At 67.9% G+C, this 17085-nt stretch carries 14 protein-coding genes; 5 read left to right on the top strand and 9 right to left on the bottom strand.

Annotation, left to right across the window (positions count from 1 at the left end):
- Positions 1-17 precede the first annotated feature (17 nt).
- From fdhF to HV798_RS17485, 3 genes are read right to left on the bottom strand one after another with little or no spacing between them, the layout of a single operon-like run.
- Positions 18-2894, bottom strand: a complete 2877-nt coding sequence (gene fdhF, locus HV798_RS17495; RefSeq protein ID WP_175194050.1) for a formate dehydrogenase subunit alpha — start codon at positions 2892-2894, stop codon at positions 18-20.
- A gap of 13 nt (positions 2895-2907) precedes the next feature.
- Positions 2908-4479 carry a formate dehydrogenase beta subunit gene (locus HV798_RS17490; RefSeq protein WP_175194052.1) on the bottom strand — a complete coding sequence of 524 codons (1572 nt, stop codon included), beginning with the start codon at positions 4477-4479 and terminating at the stop codon, positions 2908-2910.
- Positions 4476-5033, bottom strand: coding sequence for a formate dehydrogenase subunit gamma (locus HV798_RS17485; protein ID WP_175194054.1), 558 nt, complete (start codon positions 5031-5033; stop codon positions 4476-4478). The genes HV798_RS17490 and HV798_RS17485 overlap by 4 nt, the downstream gene beginning before the upstream one ends.
- A 159-nt stretch (positions 5034-5192) precedes the next feature.
- On the opposite strand from HV798_RS17485, the gene HV798_RS17480 reads away from it, so the two are divergent.
- The 3 genes from HV798_RS17480 to mobA are packed head-to-tail and all read left to right on the top strand — an operon-like array spanning position 5193 to position 7997.
- Positions 5193-6263, top strand: a complete 1071-nt coding sequence (locus tag HV798_RS17480) for a substrate-binding domain-containing protein (protein ID WP_025137290.1) — start codon at positions 5193-5195, stop codon at positions 6261-6263.
- A 23-nt stretch (positions 6264-6286) separates the two neighbouring features.
- Entirely contained in the window at positions 6287-7381 is a 1095-nt protein-coding gene (gene moaA / locus HV798_RS17475; protein ID WP_175194056.1) for a GTP 3',8-cyclase MoaA, read from the top strand.
- The gene (gene mobA, locus HV798_RS17470) at positions 7374-7997 is read left to right on the top strand and encodes a molybdenum cofactor guanylyltransferase MobA (RefSeq protein WP_175194058.1); all 624 of its coding nucleotides are present in this window, start codon (positions 7374-7376) and stop codon (positions 7995-7997) included. The genes moaA and mobA overlap by 8 nt, the downstream gene beginning before the upstream one ends.
- Here mobA and HV798_RS17465 read toward each other — a convergent pair.
- The 5 genes from HV798_RS17465 to moaC are packed head-to-tail and all read right to left on the bottom strand — an operon-like array spanning position 7982 to position 10918.
- Positions 7982-9187 carry a molybdopterin molybdotransferase MoeA gene (locus HV798_RS17465; RefSeq protein ID WP_175194060.1) on the bottom strand — a complete coding sequence of 402 codons (1206 nt, stop codon included), beginning with the start codon at positions 9185-9187 and terminating at the stop codon, positions 7982-7984. The two genes, mobA and HV798_RS17465, sit on opposite strands and share 16 nt — an antisense overlap.
- 4 nt (positions 9188-9191) lie before the next feature.
- The gene (gene moaB / locus HV798_RS17460) at positions 9192-9713 is read right to left on the bottom strand and encodes a molybdenum cofactor biosynthesis protein B (RefSeq protein ID WP_175194062.1); all 522 of its coding nucleotides are present in this window, start codon (positions 9711-9713) and stop codon (positions 9192-9194) included.
- Positions 9710-10192, bottom strand: a complete 483-nt coding sequence (locus HV798_RS17455) for a molybdenum cofactor biosynthesis protein MoaE (RefSeq protein WP_175194064.1) — start codon at positions 10190-10192, stop codon at positions 9710-9712. The genes moaB and HV798_RS17455 overlap by 4 nt, the downstream gene beginning before the upstream one ends.
- 5 nt (positions 10193-10197) lie before the next feature.
- Complete coding sequence (locus tag HV798_RS17450) at positions 10198-10449, bottom strand: MoaD/ThiS family protein (protein ID WP_175194066.1); 252 nt, start codon at positions 10447-10449, stop codon at positions 10198-10200.
- Positions 10430-10918: a cyclic pyranopterin monophosphate synthase MoaC gene (gene moaC, locus HV798_RS17445; protein ID WP_175194068.1), complete on the bottom strand. Its 489-nt coding sequence runs from the start codon at positions 10916-10918 to the stop codon at positions 10430-10432. Before moaC ends, HV798_RS17450 begins: the two co-directional genes overlap by 20 nt.
- Before the next feature lie 241 nt (positions 10919-11159).
- On the opposite strand from moaC, the gene HV798_RS17440 reads away from it, so the two are divergent.
- The gene (locus HV798_RS17440) at positions 11160-14891 is read left to right on the top strand and encodes a DUF748 domain-containing protein (protein WP_175194070.1); all 3732 of its coding nucleotides are present in this window, start codon (positions 11160-11162) and stop codon (positions 14889-14891) included.
- A gap of 74 nt (positions 14892-14965) precedes the next feature.
- Positions 14966-15850, top strand: coding sequence for a dienelactone hydrolase family protein (locus tag HV798_RS17435; RefSeq protein WP_025137299.1), 885 nt, complete (start codon positions 14966-14968; stop codon positions 15848-15850).
- A 735-nt stretch (positions 15851-16585) separates the two neighbouring features.
- On the opposite strand, the gene HV798_RS17430 is transcribed toward HV798_RS17435, so the two are convergent.
- Positions 16586-17011 carry a hypothetical protein gene (locus HV798_RS17430; protein WP_175194166.1) on the bottom strand — a complete coding sequence of 142 codons (426 nt, stop codon included), beginning with the start codon at positions 17009-17011 and terminating at the stop codon, positions 16586-16588.
- Positions 17012-17085 lie beyond the last annotated feature (74 nt).

Raw genomic sequence — 17085 nt, 5'->3', positions numbered from 1 at the left:
TTCCGGGGCAGTCGGGGTTATTTCCCCGTCAGCGCGGCTTCGCTTTCGCGTGAACGTTCACGCAGCAGCTTTTGCTGGATATCCGCGAAACGCGACCATTGGCGCTGCCATTCCGAAGGCTGGGACACCCGCGTCAGCTGCACCGCGGTGACCTTGTATTCGGGGCAGTTGGTGGCCCAGTCGGAGTTGTCGGTCGTGACGACGTTGGCGCCGGACTCGGGGAAGTGGAACGTGGTGTATACCACGCCCGGCTGCACCCGGTCGGTAAGCGTCGCACGCAGCACCGTTTCGCCCGCGCGGCTTTGCACGCCAACCCAGTCGCCGTCCTTCACGCCGCGGTCTTCCGCGTCCTGCGGGTGGATTTCCAGCACGTCTTCGCTGTGCCACATCACGTTGGGCGTGCGGCGGGTCTGCGCGCCCACGTTGTATTGCGACAGGATGCGCCCGGTGGTCAAGAGCAGCGGGAAGCGGCGCGTGCTGCGCTCGTCGGTGGGCACGTACTTGGTGATCATGAACTTGCCCTTGCCGCGCACGAAGGCATCGATGTGCATGATCGGCGTGCCTTCCGGCGCATCGTCATTGCACGGCCATTGCAGGCTGCCCAGCTTGTCCAGTTTTTCGTAGCTGACGCCGCTGAAGGTCGGCGTCAGGCGCGCGATCTCTTCCATGATCTCGCGCGGATGGCGGTAGTTCATGGGGTAGCCCAGCGCGTTGGAAAGCGCCACCGTCACTTCCCAGTCCGACTTGCCGTTCTTCGGTTCCATCACCTTGCGCACCCGCGAAATGCGGCGTTCGGCGTTGGTGAAGGTGCCGTCCTTTTCCAGGAACGACGAGCCGGGCAGGAACACGTGCGCGTACTTGGCGGTTTCGTTCAGGAACAGGTCCTGCACCACGATGCATTCCATCGCCGCCAGCGCCGCCGCCACGTGCTGTGTGTTCGGGTCGGACTGCACGATGTCTTCGCCCTGGCAGTACAGGCCCTTGAACGAGCCGCCCAGCGCGGCCTCGAACATGTTCGGAATGCGCAGGCCGGGTTCGGGCTGCAAGGTCACGCCCCAGTCCGCCTCGAATTGCGCCCGCACGACGTTGTCGGAAATGTGGCGGTAGCCGGGCAGTTCGTGCGGGAACGAACCCATGTCGCACGAACCCTGCACGTTGTTCTGGCCGCGCAGCGGATTCACGCCCACGCCCTCGCGGCCCACGTTGCCCGTGGCCATGGCCAAGTTGGCGATCGCCATCACGGTGGTGGACCCCTGGCTGTGTTCGGTCACGCCCAGGCCGTAATAGATCGAGCCATTGCCGCCGGTGGCGAACAATCGCGCCGCGCCGCGCACGGCCTGCGCCGGCACGCCGGTGATCTCGGCCATGGCTTCGGGCGAATTCTCGGGCAGCGACACGAAATCGCGCCACTCATTGAATGCCTTGGTTTCGCAGCGTTCGGCCACGAAGGCCTCGTCGATCAGGCCTTCGGTGGCGATCACGTGGGCCAGCGACGACAGCAGCGCGGTATTGGTGCCCGGACGCACCTGCAGGTGGAAGTCGGCCTTGATGTGCGGCGAGCTCACCAGTTCGATGCGGCGCGGGTCGATCACGATCAGGCGCGCGCCCTGGCGCAGCCGGCGCTTCAGGCGCGAGGCGAACACGGGGTGGCCGCTGGACGGGTTGGCGCCCATCACGATCACCACGTCGGTATGCATGACCGAATCGAACGTCTGCGTGCCGGCCGATTCGCCCAGCGTCTGCTTCAGGCCGTAGCCGGTGGGCGAATGGCAGACCCGCGCGCAGGTGTCGACGTTGTTGGTGCCGAAGGCGGCGCGCACCAGCTTCTGCACCAGCCAGGTTTCTTCGTTGGTGCAGCGCGACGACGTGATGCCGCCCACCGCGTCACGGCCGAATTGGCCCTGGATGCGGCGAAATTCCGACGCGGCATAGTTGATCGCCTCGTCCCAGGACACTTCCTTCCAGGAATCGGTGATGTGCTTGCGGATCATCGGCTTGAGCACGCGTTCCTTGTGCGTGGCGTAGCCCCAGGCAAAGCGCCCCTTCACGCACGAGTGGCCGCGGTTGGCCTGGCCGTCTTTCCAGGGCACCATGCGCACCACTTCCTGGCCCTTCATCTCGGCCTTGAAGCCGCAGCCCACGCCGCAGTAGGCGCAGGTGGTCACGACCGAATGCTCGGCCTGGCCCATCATGATGACGGTCTTTTCCTGCAGGGTGGACGTGGGACAGGCCTGCACGCAGGCGCCGCAGGACACGCATTCGCTTTCCAGGAAAGGCTGGTCCTGCCCCGGCGACACGCGCGAGGCGAAGCCTTTGCCCGAGATCGTCAGCGCGAAGGTGCCCTGGGTTTCCTCGCAGGCGCGCACGCAGCGGTTGCAGACGATGCATTTGGACGCGTCGTAGGTGAAGTACGGATTGGACTCGTCCTTTTCACTCTTCAAATGGTTGGCGCCGTCGTAGCCGTAGCGCACGTTGCGCAGGCCCACCACCCCGGCCATGTCCTGCAGTTCGCAGTCGCCGTTGGCCGGACAGGTCAGGCAGTCCAGCGGGTGGTCGGAAATGTACAGCTCCATCACGCCGCGCCGCAGGTCGTGCAGCTTGGGCGTTTCGGTGTACACCACCATGCCGTTCTCGGCCGGCGTGGTGCACGACGCGGGATAGCCGCGGCGCCCTTCGATCTGCACCAGGCACAGCCGGCACGACCCGAAGGGCTCCAGGCTGTCGGTGGCGCACAGCTTGGGGATGTTGATGCCGGCCTCGGCAGCCGCGCGCATCAGCGAGGTGCCTTCGGCCACGGTGATTTCCTGGCCATCGATGGTCAGGGTGACGGTCTGCTCGGACACCCGCGCCGGGGTGCCCAGATCGCGGTCGCGCTTGATGACGGTTTCTAGCATGGCGGTCTCGGGGTCAGGCCGGGTGAGCGGCGGGCTGAGGGGTATCGATGCCGAAGTCCTGCGGGAAGTGGTTCAGCGCCGACAGCACGGGGTAGGGCGCCATGCCCCCCAGCGCGCAGAGCGATCCGCCCAGCATCGTGTCGCACAGGTCGCGCAGCAGGTGTACCTGCTGCGCGCGGTCGGGGCCGCCGGCCGAAATCCTGTCGATGGTTTCCACGCCGCGGGTCGAGCCGATGCGGCAGGGCGTGCACTTGCCACAGGATTCGATGGCGCAGAATTCCATCGCGTAGCGCGCCATGCGCGCCATGTCGACCGTGTCGTCGAACGCCACCAGGCCGCCGTGGCCGATCATGGCCGAGATCTGCACGTAGGCCTCGTAGTCCAGCGGCACATCCCATTGCGATTGCGGCAGGTAGGCGCCCAGGGGGCCGCCGACCTGCACCGCCCGCAAGGGGCGGCCGGACGCGCTGCCGCCGCCAAAGTCATACAGCAGGTCGCGCAGGCTCAGCCCGAAGGCCTTTTCCACCAGCCCGCCTTGCTTGAGGTTGCCGGCCAGCTGGAACGGCAGCGTGCCGTGCGAACGGCCCACGCCATAGTCGCGGTAATAGGCCGCGCCCTTGGCCAGGATGATCGGCACCGTGGCCAGCGAGATCACGTTGTTGATGACCGTAGGCTTGCCGAACAGGCCCGAGATCGCGGGCAGCGGCGGCTTGGCGCGCACCACGCCGCGCTTGCCTTCCAGGCTTTCCAGCAGCGAGGTTTCTTCGCCGCAGATGTAGGCGCCTGCGCCCTTGCGCACTTCCAGGTCGAAGCGGCGGCCGCTGCCGTGCACGTCATCGCCCAGCCAGCCCACGCTGCGGGCCCGCTCGATGGCGGCTTCCAGCGTGGCGATCGCGTGCGGGTATTCGGACCGCACGTAGATGTAGCCGTAGGTGGCGCCCACCGCCAGGCCGGCGATGGTCATGCCCTCGATCAGCACATAGGGGTCGCCTTCCATCAGCAGGCGGTCGGCAAAGGTGCCCGAGTCGCCCTCGTCGGCATTGCAGACGATGTACTTGCGGTCGGCGGGCGAGCCCAGCACCGTCTTCCATTTGATCCCCGTGGGAAACGCCGCGCCGCCGCGGCCTCGCAGGCCCGATGCGACCATCTCGTCGACGATGGCGGCCGGTTCCATGGCCAGCGCGCGTTTCAATCCTTGCAGCCCGCCGTGCGCGGCGTAGTCCTGCAGCGACAGCGGGTCGATCACGCCGACCCGGGCGAACGTTAGCCGTTCCTGGTGCTTCAGGTAGGGGATTTCTTCGGTCAGGCCCAGGCGCAGCGGGTGTTCACCGCCCGTCAGCCAGCCGGCCTCGAACAGGGCGGGCACGTCTTCGGGCTGCACCGGGCCATAGGCCAGGCGGCCGTCCTGCGTGGCGATTTCCACCAGCGGTTCCAGCCACAGCAGCCCGCGCGAACCGTTGCGCACCACCTGCACGGCCAGGCCGCGTTCATCGGCCGCCTGCTCGATGGCCTGGGCCACGGCGTCGGCATCCATGGCCAGCGCCGCAGCGTCGCGCGGCACGTAGATCGTGATGGGGGCGGTCATTGGCCGGCCTCCCGCGTGCGGCGCAGCAGCCGGTCCAGCTTGTCCGGCGTGACCCGGGCATGCGGCTGGCCGTCGATCATCACCGCAGGCGACTGGGCGCACAGGCCCAGGCAATACACCGGTTCCAGCGTGAAATCGCCGTCGTGCGTGCTGGCGTGGAAATCACAGCCCAGTGCCTGGCGCGCGTGGGCGGCCAGGTGTTCGCCGCCCATGGCCTGACAGGCTTCGGCGCGGCACACTTCCAGCGTGTGGCGCCCGGCCGGCTCGCTGCGAAAGTGGGGGTAGAAGGTAATGACGCCATGCACTTCGGCGCGGGACAGGTTCAGGGCCTCGGCGATGGTCTGCACCGCCTCGGCCGGAATACAGCCCAATTCGTGCTGCACGGCATGCAGCACCGGCAACAGCGGGCCGGGCTGGTCTTTCAGCTGGGCCAGGATGCGGGCCGTGGCGGCGATGGACGGGCTGGCCGATGCCTGGGCGGCATCAAGGGCCAACGGGCCGCCTCGGGCGCCCCCGCTGGACGCCAGATCGGATTTTGCCTCGCGCTGACGCATGGCGGTCTCCTCCAGTTGTGTGCTGGACCCCATTGCAGGGGTTTTATCGTGGGGCGGCGTCCAGAGGTTTAATATGCTTTAAAAAACATATTAATTACCCATGCGCCGCGTTATTTGTGTACTCTAAACAGGTAATTAAACCCGTTCAATAAGAAATAAATGACATATAAGATCGGCCTGCGGCCCCAATGGACCCTGGGCGGAGACGACGCGGCGCCCGTGCCCTTGCAGGACATGCTGGCGCTCTTGGCCGCCATCGACGCCACCGGCAACATCGCCGGCGCCTGTCGCGCCTGCGGGCTGTCGTACCGCCACGCCTGGGGCGTGCTACGCCGTTTCGAAGGCATCTTCGGCACCCAGCTGCTGATCACCAACCGGCGCCAGGGCACGCAGCTGTCGCCGTTCGCGCAGCGCCTGTTGTGGGCCAACCGCCGCATCGAGGCGCGGCTGATGCCCACCCTGGACAGCATGGCGTCCGAGTTGCAGGAAGAACTGGCGCGGCTGCTGCCCGAAAACGGCCCCCACCTGCGGCTGCACGCCAGCCATGGCTTTGCCGTGGAATCGCTGATGGAACACATGGGCACGCGCAAGCCGGGGCTGGAATTGCGCTACCGCACGGCCATCGAGGCCCTGGCCTCGCTGGAACGCCACGAATGCGATCTGGCCGGCTTCCAGGTGCCGCTGGGCGACTTCGAGGCGCCCATCATGGAACGCTACGCCCAGTGGCTGCACGCCGACGAATACCTGCTGATCCACCTGGCGGTGCGCAACACGGGCCTGTTCGTCATTGCCGGCAACCCCAAGCGGATCCGCGGCATGGCCGACCTGGCGCGCCAGGACGTGCGCTTCGTCAACCGCCAGATCGGCTCCAGCACCCGCTACCTGGTGGGCCTGATGCTGCAACGCGCGGGCGTGTCGATCAGCGAGGTGCAGGGCTACGAAACCAACGAATTCACCCACATGGCCATTGCCGCCCACATCGCCAGCGGCATGGCCGACACCGGCGTGGGCGTGGAAACCGCCGCCTGCCGCTTCGGCCTGGACTTCATTCCGCTGGTGCGCGAACGCTATTTCTTTGCCATCCGCAAGACCTCGCTCGATACGCCCGCCATGCAGGACCTGCTGACCCTCATGCGCAGCCCCGACTACGTCGGCTACGTGGGCCAGCTGGTCGGCTACGACGCCAGCCATACCGGCCAGCTGCAAACCCTGGACGAGGCCTTTGCCTGAGCGCACCGGGCTATGATGATTCCATGAGCAAAGTGATCCTTCTTGCTGATCGCCGCAACGACCTGCCGGCCCCCGTCGCGCCCCCCGCGCCGGGCCAGCCCGCGCTCGACCTGCGCGCGCGGCCGCTGCGCGACCTACGCATTTCGGTCACCGATCGCTGCAACTTCCGCTGTACCTACTGCATGCCGCGCGAGGTCTTCGACGCCGACTACACCTTCATGCGGCATTCCGACCTGCTGTCGTTCGAGGAAATCGCGCGCCTGGCCGGCGTGTTCACCCGCCTGGGCGTCGAAAAGATCCGCCTGACCGGCGGCGAGCCCCTGCTGCGCAAGCACCTGGAAAACCTGGTGGGCCTGCTGGCCGACGTGCGCACGCCCGCCGGCCAGCCGCTGGAACTGACCCTGACCACCAACGGCAGCGTGCTCGAACGCAAGGCCGCCGACCTGAAAGCCGCGGGCCTGACCCGCGTCACCGTCAGCCTGGACGCGCTGGACGCCGCCATGTTCCAGGACATGAGCGACAGCGGCTTCACGCCCGACGACGTGCTGCGCGGCATCGATGCCGCCGCCCGCGCGGGCCTGGCCCCCGTCAAGGTCAACATGGTGGTGCGGCGCGGCCTGAACGACGCCCAGATCCTGCCCATGGCCGAACGGTTCCGCCACAGCGGCCACATCCTGCGCTTCATCGAATACATGGATGTCGGCAACACCAACGGCTGGAACCTCACCGAAGTCGTGCCCAGCCAGGAAGTGCTGGCGCGCATCGGCGCGGTCTATCCGCTGGCGCCGGTGGCCGCCGACGACATGGGCCGTGTCGCCGAGCGTTGGCGCTACCTGGATGGCGGCGGCGAGATCGGCGTCATCTCCAGCGTGTCCCATGCCTTCTGTGGCGGCTGTACGCGCGCGCGCCTGTCGCCGGAAGGCAAGCTCTTTTTGTGCCTGTTCGCGCACCAGGGCTACGACCTGCGCGCGCCGCTGCGCGACGGCGCCAGCGACGACGAACTGGCCGCCATCCTCACGGGCATCTGGGCCGGCCGCGGCGACAACTATTCGGAACAGCGCGGCCGCCACATGGCCGACCCGGCCCGCAAAGTCGAAATGAGCTACATCGGTGGCTGATCCGGCACCCCATCTGGATCCGCAGCGCATCGCCGGCCTGATCCTGGCCGGCGGCCAGGGCGCGCGCATGGATGGCCGTGACAAGGGCCTGGCGGTGCTGCGCGGCGAGCCGCTGGTGGCCCACGTGGCGCAGCGTCTGGCGCCGCAAGTGGGCACGTTGATCATCAGCGCCAACCGCAACGTTGACGTCTATGCCCGCTACGGGCGGGTCGTGGCCGACGACATCGACGCGCTGGGCGCCTGGCAAGGGCCGCTGGCCGGCCTTGCCGCCGGGCTGGCCGCCGCCGCTGCGTGTGATTGGGTGGTGGCCGTGCCTTGCGATACGCCTTTCCTGCCCGGCGACCTGGCGGCCCGCCTGATCGCCGCGGCGCAAGCGGCCGGCGCGCCGCTGGCCTATGCCGTGGCCGGTGGCCGGCGCCATCCGGCCTGCATGGCCGTGCGCCCGGCCTTATTGCCGGCGCTGCGTGATTACCTGGCCGGCGGTGAACGCAAGGTCGGCCTGTGGCAGTCGCAGGCGGGCGGCGTGGCCGCCGCCTTCGACGATGCGCCGGACGCGTTCATGAACCTGAATACGCCCGACGACCTGGCCGCCGCCGAACGCTACGCCAGCCAGTGACGCAGGTCGTAGTAGGGAACGCGGTCGCGGTCCTGCACCGGCACGTCGGCCGGCAGACGCGCCAGGCCCGTGGCCCAGGGCAGTGAACTGATCACGCCAGACCCTTGATGGCCGTAAGGCACCAGTTCGGCGTTGCCGTCGTCGCCCGTGCGGCGCTGCACGCGCAGGAATTCCTCGCGCGCATCCTGGCGCGGATGCTCGGTGCGCAGCGGCAACCGGCTGACCGGCGGGAACAATTCCTCGCGGCCCTGCATGCGCCGCACCAGCGGCGACACCAGCAGCGTGAACACGGCGTAGGCCGACACCGGATTGCCCGGCAGGCTCACCACCGGCTTGCCGTCGATCTGTGCCAGCGCCACCGGCTTGCCCGGCTTCATGCGCACCTTCCACAGCGACAGTTCGCCGCCCAGCGCGGCCAGCGCCGGCTTGACCAGATCGCGCTCGCCCACCGACACGCCGCCCACGCTCAGCACCAGGTCGCATTCGGCCAGCAAAGTCTTGAATGCGGCCAGCAGGTCGGCTTCGGTGTCGCGGGCGTGCAGCACCAGGGCAGGGTCCGCGCCCATGCCGCGCACCAGCGCGGCCAGCATCGGGCCGTTGGAGTTGTAGATCTGCGCCGGCTCGCGCGCGCCGCCCGGCGGCACCAGTTCGTCGCCGGTCGTCAGGATGCCGACCTTCAGGCGGCCCACCACCGGCACGCTGGCCAGGCCCTGCGAGGCCAGCAGGGCAATGTGGGCGGCCTGCAACGGGGTGCCGGCGGCCAGCAGCGGGGCGCCGGCCAGCGTGTCTTCGCCACGCAGGCGAATGTGCTGGCCCAGGCGCGGTTCGCGCGTGATTTCCACCTGGTTATCGGCTTCGTGCGTGTCTTCCTGCATCACCACCGTGTCGGCGCCCGCGGGCACCAGGCTGCCCGTGAACAGGCGGATGGCGTGGCCGGGCTTGAGCGGCTCGGGCGTGTCGCCGGCATAGCAGCGCTGCTGGATGGGCAGGCGGGCGCCCGGCTGCCAGTCGGCCAGGCGCACCGCGTAGCCGTCCATGGCGCTGTTGTCGGCCGGCGGGATGTCCACCGTGGCGTCCAGGTCGGCAGCCAGCACGCGCCCGGGGGCGTCGGCCAGGCTGGCATGCTCGCGGCGGGCGAGCGGGGCGGCCGCATTGGCCAGCAGGGTCTGGGCTTGATCGAAATCCAGCATGGGGTCAGTGGTCTTGTTCGCGGTGTTGAAGATGCGTGGCGAAATTGCAGGGGCGATGGCTGTTGTCCAGCTGTTCGCGGATGATCTTGGTCCAGGCCGTTTCGCAGGCGTTGTTGGACCCCGGCAGGCAGAACAGCAGTGTCTGGTTGGCCGACCCGGCAAAGGCGCGCGACTGGATGGTCGAGCTGCCGATCTCGGTGTAGGAAAGCTGGCGGAACAGTTCGCCAAAGCCAGGAATCTCGCGGTCCAGCAGCGGGGTGATGGCCTGGGGCACATGGTCGCGGTGCGAAAAGCCCGTGCCGCCGGTGGTCAGGATGACCTGCACCTCGGGGTCGGCGATCCAGTCGCTGATGACACGCCGGATCAGGTAGATATCGTCTCGGACGATGTCGCGCCGCACGCATTGGTGGCCGGCCTGCGCCAGGCTGTGCGCCAGCAGGTTGCCGGACGTGTCGTCACCAGCGCTGCGGGTGTCGCTGATCGTCAGCACGGCGCAGGCCAGCGAGACGGGGGTGGCGTCGTTCATGCGGTCTCCTTGGGGGGCGGGGTGTCGGCATCCCAGGACTGCGTGCGGTCCTGGTCGGATTGGCGCTGTTCGACCCAGAAGCTGTCGCCGCCGGCCAGCGTCTCGCGCTTCCAGAAGGGCGCGCGGGTCTTGAGCGCGTCGATGATGAATTCGCAGCCGCGGAAGGCATCGCCGCGGTGGGCGCTGGCGGCGGCCACGAACACGATCTGCGCGTTGCGGGCCAAGGCGCCCACCCGGTGCACGATCACGGTGCCGTCCAGCTGCCAGCGCGCGCGCGCCGTGGCGGCAATGTCTTCGAGCTCGCGCTCGCACATGCCGGGGTAGTGTTCCAGGTACAGCGTGTCGGTGGGGGTGTCCGGCGCGTAGTCGCGCACATAGCCCACGAACGTGACGATGCCGCCCACGCCCGGGCCGGCGCTGGCGCGCAGGGCCGCCGTCAGTGCGGCCGCGTCGAAATCGGCTTCCTGCACGATGACCATGGCGCTCAGCCTCCGGTGACGGGTTCGAACACCGCCACCTCGTCGCCCGCGCGTATCGTCGCCGACGGCTTGGCGTGGGTCTGGTTGATGGCCAGCTTCAGCCGCGAGGCCGGTTCCAGCTGCGGATAGCGTTCGCCCAGCGCCGCCAGCAGCTGCGCCCCGGTGGATTCGCCGTCCAGCGGCCAGGCTTCGGTCCGCTTGCCGACCAGTTCGGCCACGCGGGCGAAATACAGAAGATCAATCGTTGCGCCATTCACCGCTTTTTCCTCCCGCCTTGAACTTCAGGCGTACCTGTTCGATCACGATGCCCTTGTCCGCCGCCTTGCACATATCGTAGATGGTCAGCGCGGCCACGCTGCAGGCCGTCATGGCTTCCATTTCGACACCGGTCTTGTAGCTGGTGCGGCAGGTCGCCTGGATGTCGATGCGGTGCGCGGCGTCGTCCAGCGAGAATTCCACCCCCACGAACGACAGCGGCAGGCTGTGGCACAGGGGAATCAGTTCGGCGCAGCGCTTGGCGGCCAGGATGGCGGCCACGCGCGCGGTGTTGAGCACCTCGCCCTTGCCGCGGCCCGGCTGCGTCAACAGGCCATAGGCCACCTCGTTCATGCGGACGCTGGCGGCGGCGACGGCCACGCGCTCGCTGTCCGTCTTGGCGATCACATCGACCATACGGACCTGGCCGGCTTCATCCAGGTGGCTCAAGGTGGGGGTGGGCGTGGACATGGGAATCGGGACCGAGAATTGTTAATGATTGAAAAGCCTGGCCCCGGCAGGCCGTGGCGGGGCCATTGATACGCCTATGATAACGAGGGTTTATCGGCCCGGCCTTGCTGAAGAATAAAAGAACCTTATGTTTTCATGCCCCTGCGGGGGCATTTTGCTTTTCGGGATGGGCCGCAAAAAGCACCCCACATTTGCTCGAAGGACGCGATAATGGCCTTCAATTCGTATCAGGAGACGCGTAATGCCCTTGCGGATGCCCAAGTTCCGGTTCACCCGCCGCTTAGGCAAGATTCTCTTGGGCGTCGTGGCCGTGGCGCTGATCCTGTGCGGCGTTGCAGCATGGCAGGTGCCCAAGGTCCTGCATAACGTCCTGACCCAGGATGTGGCCAAGATGATCGGCCGCGACGTCTCCGTCGGCAAGATCACCTTCAATCCCTTCACCCTGACCGTGCGCGCGCGCGATCTCGCCGTGGCCCAGCCCGGCTCGCAGACGCCGCTGCTCACCGCCGCCGAACTGGACGTCAGCGCCGCCTGGTCCTCGCTGTTCTGGTTCGCCCCCGTGGTCGACCGCTTCACCCTGCGCGCGCCCACCGTCTCGATCGTGCGCGAAGACGTCACCCGCTTCAATTTCTCCGACATCCAGCAGCGCGTGGCCGAGATGACGGCTGCCAAGCCCGAAGAACCGCCCAAGCCCGACGAAGGCCCGCCGCGATTCTCCCTGAACAACATGGTGATCGAAGGCGGCGTCGTCACGCTGGACGACAAGGTCACCGGCCGCAAGCAGGTCATCGACGAACTGGCCGTGGGCGTGCCGTTCATCTCCACCTTCGGTTACGCCACCGACATCGACGTGCAGCCCCGGCTGCACCTGCGCATCAACGGCAGCCCGTTCGACCTGACCGGCGTGGCGCGGCCCTTCGACAAGGTTCCGTCATCGACCCTGCGGGTGGCCTTCACCGGCCTGCAACTCGAAAAATGGGCCGACGTCTGGCCCATGCCGCTGCCCTTCAAGCTGGAACGCGCGCTGCTCGACTCCAACCTGCAGGTCGTCTTCGAACAGCCCAAGGACGCCCCGCCCAAGATCCGCGTCGTCGGCGACCTGGGCCTGCGCCAGTTCGACCTGCGCGACACCGCCGGCGAAAGCCTCGCCGCCTGGAGCGCCCTGACCGTCAGCCGCCTCGAACTCGAACCCATCGCCCGCCAGGTCTACGTCGGCGACGTCGGCCTGTGGGCCCCGCAGGTCTATGCGCGCCGCTACAGCAACCAGCACCTGAACTGGCAGGACGTGGTCGACAAGCTCAAGGCGCTGGGCGGCCCGGCCCCGGCGGCCAAGCCCGCCGCCGCCAAGCCCGCCGCGGCAAAAGCTGACGCGCCCAAGGCCGAACCCGCGAAGACCGACGCCGCCAAGCTCGATGCCGCCAAGCAAGCCCCCGCCAAGGTAGCCGCGGCACCGGCCGCCACTGCCGCAGAAGCCGGGAAGGGCGCTGCACCCACAGCCGGTACGCCCGCCGCCAGCGCCTCCACCGCGCCGACCGCCGCGTCGCCCGGCCAGGCAACGCCCGCTGCCGGTACGCCTGCCGCTACCGCAGCCTCCGGCAAGCCAGCGGCTGCACCGGGCGGTGTCCCCGCCGCGGCCACGGCATCTGCCCCCGCCGCAGGCGCCGCTCCCGCCGCCGACGGCACCCCGGCCACCCCCGCCGCGCCTGCCGAATGGAAGGTCACGCTCGACGCCTTCAATATCCACGAAGGCGAGCTCTACGTCACCGACGCCATCAGCAAGCTCGACTACACCATGACCGGCCTGGCCGTCACTGTCGAAGGCGTGGCGCTGCCGCAGGTCAAGGACCAGCCCATCAACCTCTGGCTCACCGTGGACAACAGCACCGACGGCGGCTGGATCCGCGCCAAGGGGCCGCTGGTGCTGCAACCCCTGTCGCTCGAACTGTCGGTCCGGCTGGGCAACGTCGCCCTGGCGCCGTTCGCCCCCGCCGTGCGCAGCCTCTCGCCCGTGCAACTGCTGGACGGCCGCCTCGGCCTCACCGCCCAGGTGCACGTCCTGGACAAGAACGGCGCCATCGACGCGTCCGCCACCGGCGTGCGCGCCGAACTCGCCCAATTCAAGGCCCGCGACGAAACCCTGAACCCGCCGCTGGACATCGCCCTGCAAAAGCTCGCCGTCACCGCCGACCGCCTGGCCATGGGCCCCGGCCAAAGCAACTTCACCCTGGCCGCCGCCGGCATCCAGGGCGACGGCAAGCTCGACCTCAAGGGCGTCTTCACCCCGCAGCCGCTCACCGTCAAGACCTCGGTCGACCTGGCCGGCCTGAACGTCGCGTCCTTCGCGCCCTACGCCGCCTCCAGCCTGAACGCCACCGTGCGCGCCATCACCCTGGCCGCCAAGGGCGACGCCGAGTTCGCCGCTGCCGCCGGCAACGCCCCCATGAAGGCCGGCTGGAAAGGCGGCGTCGACATCACCGACGTCGACCTGCAGGACCGCGTCAACAAAGACGACTTCCTGAACTGGAAACGCCTGGCCTTCTCGGGCATGAACATCTCGGTGGCCGGCGACAAGATCGGCGCCGCCCTGGGCGACATCGCGCTCGACGACTTCTATGGCCGCATCCTGCTCAACGCCCAGGGCCGCCTGAACGTCATGGACCTCGTCGCCGCGCCCGGCCAGGCCGGCGGCTCCATCACCCAGGACACCCAGACCCCCGGCCGCAACGCCGCGCCGCCCGCCCCGGCGGCCGCCGCCGCGCCCAGCGCCAAGGGCGGCGGCATGCCCGACATCTCGCTCAACAGCGTCACCCTGTCGCGCGGCCGCATGACCTTCACGGACCGCTTCGTCAAACCCAACTACGTCGCCGAACTGTCCAGCATCGACGGTTCCATCACCGCCGTCTCGTCCACCAACCCGCAGCCCGCCAAGGTCAAGGTCACCGGCCGCGTCTACACCACCGCGCCCCTGTCCATCAGCGGCATCGTGCAGCCCTTTGCCAAGTTCCTGTCGCTGGACCTGAAGGCCTCGGCCAAGGGCGTGGACCTGCCGCGCTTCAACACCTATTCGGCCAAATACGTCGGCTACCCCATCAAGCGCGGCAAACTGTCCGTCGACCTGGAATACAAGATCAAGGACCGCGCGCTGCTCGCCACCAACCACGTCATCCTCAACCAGCTCACCTTCGGCGACAAGACCAACAGCCCCGACGCCACCAAGCTGCCCGTGCTGCTGGCCGTCGCGCTGCTCAAGGACTCGCGCGGCAACATCGACATCAACCTGCCCATCTCCGGTTCGCTGGACGATCCCGAATTCTCCGTCGGCGGCATCGTCGTGCGCGTGCTGCTCAACCTTGTCGTCAAGGCCGTCACCTCGCCCTTCAGCCTGCTCGCATCCGCCTTTGGCGGCGGCGAAGAACTGTCCTACGTCGAATTCGCCCCGGGCAGCGCCGCGCTCACCGAAGACTCGCTGCAGCGTATCGAAACTCTCACCAAGGCCCTGGCCGACCGCCCCGCGCTCAAGATGGACCTGAGCGGCCGCGCCGACCCCAAGACCGACATGGAAGGCCTGCGCCAAGCCTGGGTCGACGCCAAGATCCGCGCCGCCAAGGCCCGCGACGTCGCCCCGCGCGGCAAGAAGCCCGACCCCGCCGGCGTCGAAGTTTCCGCCGCCGAACGCGTCAAGTACCTCGAAAAGGTCTACGACGACACCGACATCAAGGACAAACCCCGCAATTTCATCGGCATGGCCAAGTCCGTGCCGCCGGCAGAAATGGAGGAGATGCTGCGCGGCGTGGCCCAGGTCGGCGACGAACAGTTGCGCCAACTGGCCGACGCCCGCGCGCAAGCGGTCTATGAGAAGCTGCAAGCCCAGGAAGGACTCGCGGATCGCGTGTTCATCGTTGCCCCGCAACTGAACGCCGATGGCATCAAGGACGAGGGCCAGCCCTCGCGCGTGGACTTCTCCCTGAAGTGAACCCGGCGGTCCGCCGCGACGCCCAGTCAAGCAAACTGGCGTCCGGCAGCCCGCCCTTTGCCCGGAGATTCATGATGAAAGACCAGGACGCCCATTTCGACAGCCTGCTGCCGCCCCTGCGACTGGACCGGCGAGGCTTCATCGCCACCACCGTCGCCGCCGGCTTCTCGCTGGCCGCCGGCCCCGCCGTCGCCCAGACCGCCATCCACACCGACGCCAACGGCCTCACCGCCGGCAAGGTCGACATCCCCACCACCGACGGCAAGATGCCGGCCTACCGTGCCGCGCCCGCCGGCAAGAAAAACCTGCCCACCGTCCTGGTCATCTCCGAAATCTTCGGCGTCCACGAATACATCCAGGACGTCTGCCGCCGCCTGGCCCACCTGGGCTACCTGGCCATCGCCCCCGAACTCTTCGCCCGCCAGGGCGACCCGTCCAAGTACACCGAAATCCCCAAGCTGCAAGCCGAGATCATCAGCAAGGTCCCCGACAAACAAGTCGAGGCCGACCTGGACGCCACCACCGCCTGGGCCGCCGCCAACGGCGGCAGCGCCGACAAGCTCGGCATCGTCGGCTTCTGCTGGGGCGGCCGCCAAGTCTGGCTCTACGCCGCCCACAACCCCAAACTCAAAGCCGGCGCCGCCTTCTACGGCCAACTGGGCGGCGAACCCAGCGACCTCAAACCCAAGTCCGTCCTGAGCCAGGTCAACGACCTCAAGGCCCCCGTCCTGGGCGCCTACGGCGGCAAGGACGCCGGCATCCCCCTGACCGACGTCGACAAGATGCGCATCGAACTCGCCAAGGGCCCCGCCGCCGCCAAGGCCTCGCGCATCGACGTCTACCCCGAAGCCCCGCACGCCTTCCACGCCGACTACCGGCCGAGTTACCGAAAGGCGGAGGCCGAACAGGCGTGGCAAAGAATGCTGGATTGGTTCAAGCAGAACGGACTGGGCGTGTAGGTTGGTTCTTCGTGGGTCGCCCCTGGCGGCGGGGTTGCTCGGGGGGCGCGCCCACGATTGCGGTCCGGAGCCTTCGCTCCGGACTGCCCCGTCGTCATCTTCGTCCGGACCTGCGGTCCCTCCTTCAGATTCCCTCGGGCGCATCGAGGTTGCGCCCCCCGAGCAACCCCGCCGCCAGGGGCTGGCAGTAGCGGCTGATGAGAGGCCGCCAGGTCGGAGGGGAGGGGCGAGGTTTGCGTCGCCCGCCGAAACCGGCTGCGCGGGCAGCCGGCCCCGGCTTACGCACCGTCGTGCGTCGTGATGCTGGCGCTTCGCGATTGCGGGGAAGTGCGTGCGAAGGTGCTGTGGCCGCTCAGCAAGGCCGCGGGGAAGATCCACTCAGTTGGAAAGAAAGCCAGCCTTCAAGAAAGAAAGCCGGCCTTCAATACCGCGCTGATCCCATTAGCCGGCATAAAGGCAGCGATCCATGAAGCCTGCCTCGTGTTTGAGCAGCGCCCAAACCCGAGATAACGGAGCCCGGAGCGTCGGGGGCAGGCGGTGGGCGGGGCGTGTAGATGCGCCCGAGGGAATCTGAAGGCAGTCGCCGGAGGCGACAACGAAGATGACGAAGGGGAAGTCCGGAGCGAAGGCACCGGACCGCAATCGTAGCCCCGCCCACCGCCTGCCCCCGGCGCTCCGGGCGGCATAAGAAATCAGCCCGACGCCAGCAATAACTCTTTAGCCGCCACCAGAAACCTACTTCTCAGCACTCTCCCCAGGCAACCCATCACTGACCTCAGCCAGAGCCGCCTTCATATCTTCGTAGGAAATCACCCGCTCATTCTGAAAGCTGCCGAGCACCCCCCGGCAACCATCCACCCCCGAGCGCTTCATTTCTTCCATCATCGTCGTCCCATCAGAAAGCCCCTTCTGATAAAGCCCGTCGTACCCCGAAGCAGAAAACCCATATTCCTTGGCATAGCGCTCAAGGTTCTTGCGGGACGTTGCCTCGTGCTGCGCCAGGTCCGGTTCAGACGCCCCGCAAGCCCGGGCGGCGCCGTTGGAGGCACCCGCCGCCACCACGAACGATTCAAATTGCGCCTGCTCCGCGGCATCCGGAGCGGCCCAGGCCGGCGTGGCCGCGGCCATCATCCAGGCCAGGCCCATCAGTAATTGACGCATCGATATCCCTCCACAAAGCGCCCATCGCGCCACCTCTGCGCGACAGCCATTGATCACCGTCACATTATGGCAAC

It is taken from the genome of Achromobacter deleyi (assembly GCF_902859705.1).
In the GTDB taxonomy this organism is placed as follows: domain Bacteria; phylum Pseudomonadota; class Gammaproteobacteria; order Burkholderiales; family Burkholderiaceae_B; genus Achromobacter; species Achromobacter deleyi.
Note: the sequence above shows the minus strand (reverse complement) of the source record. Positions and strands in the feature narration are given on the sequence as shown.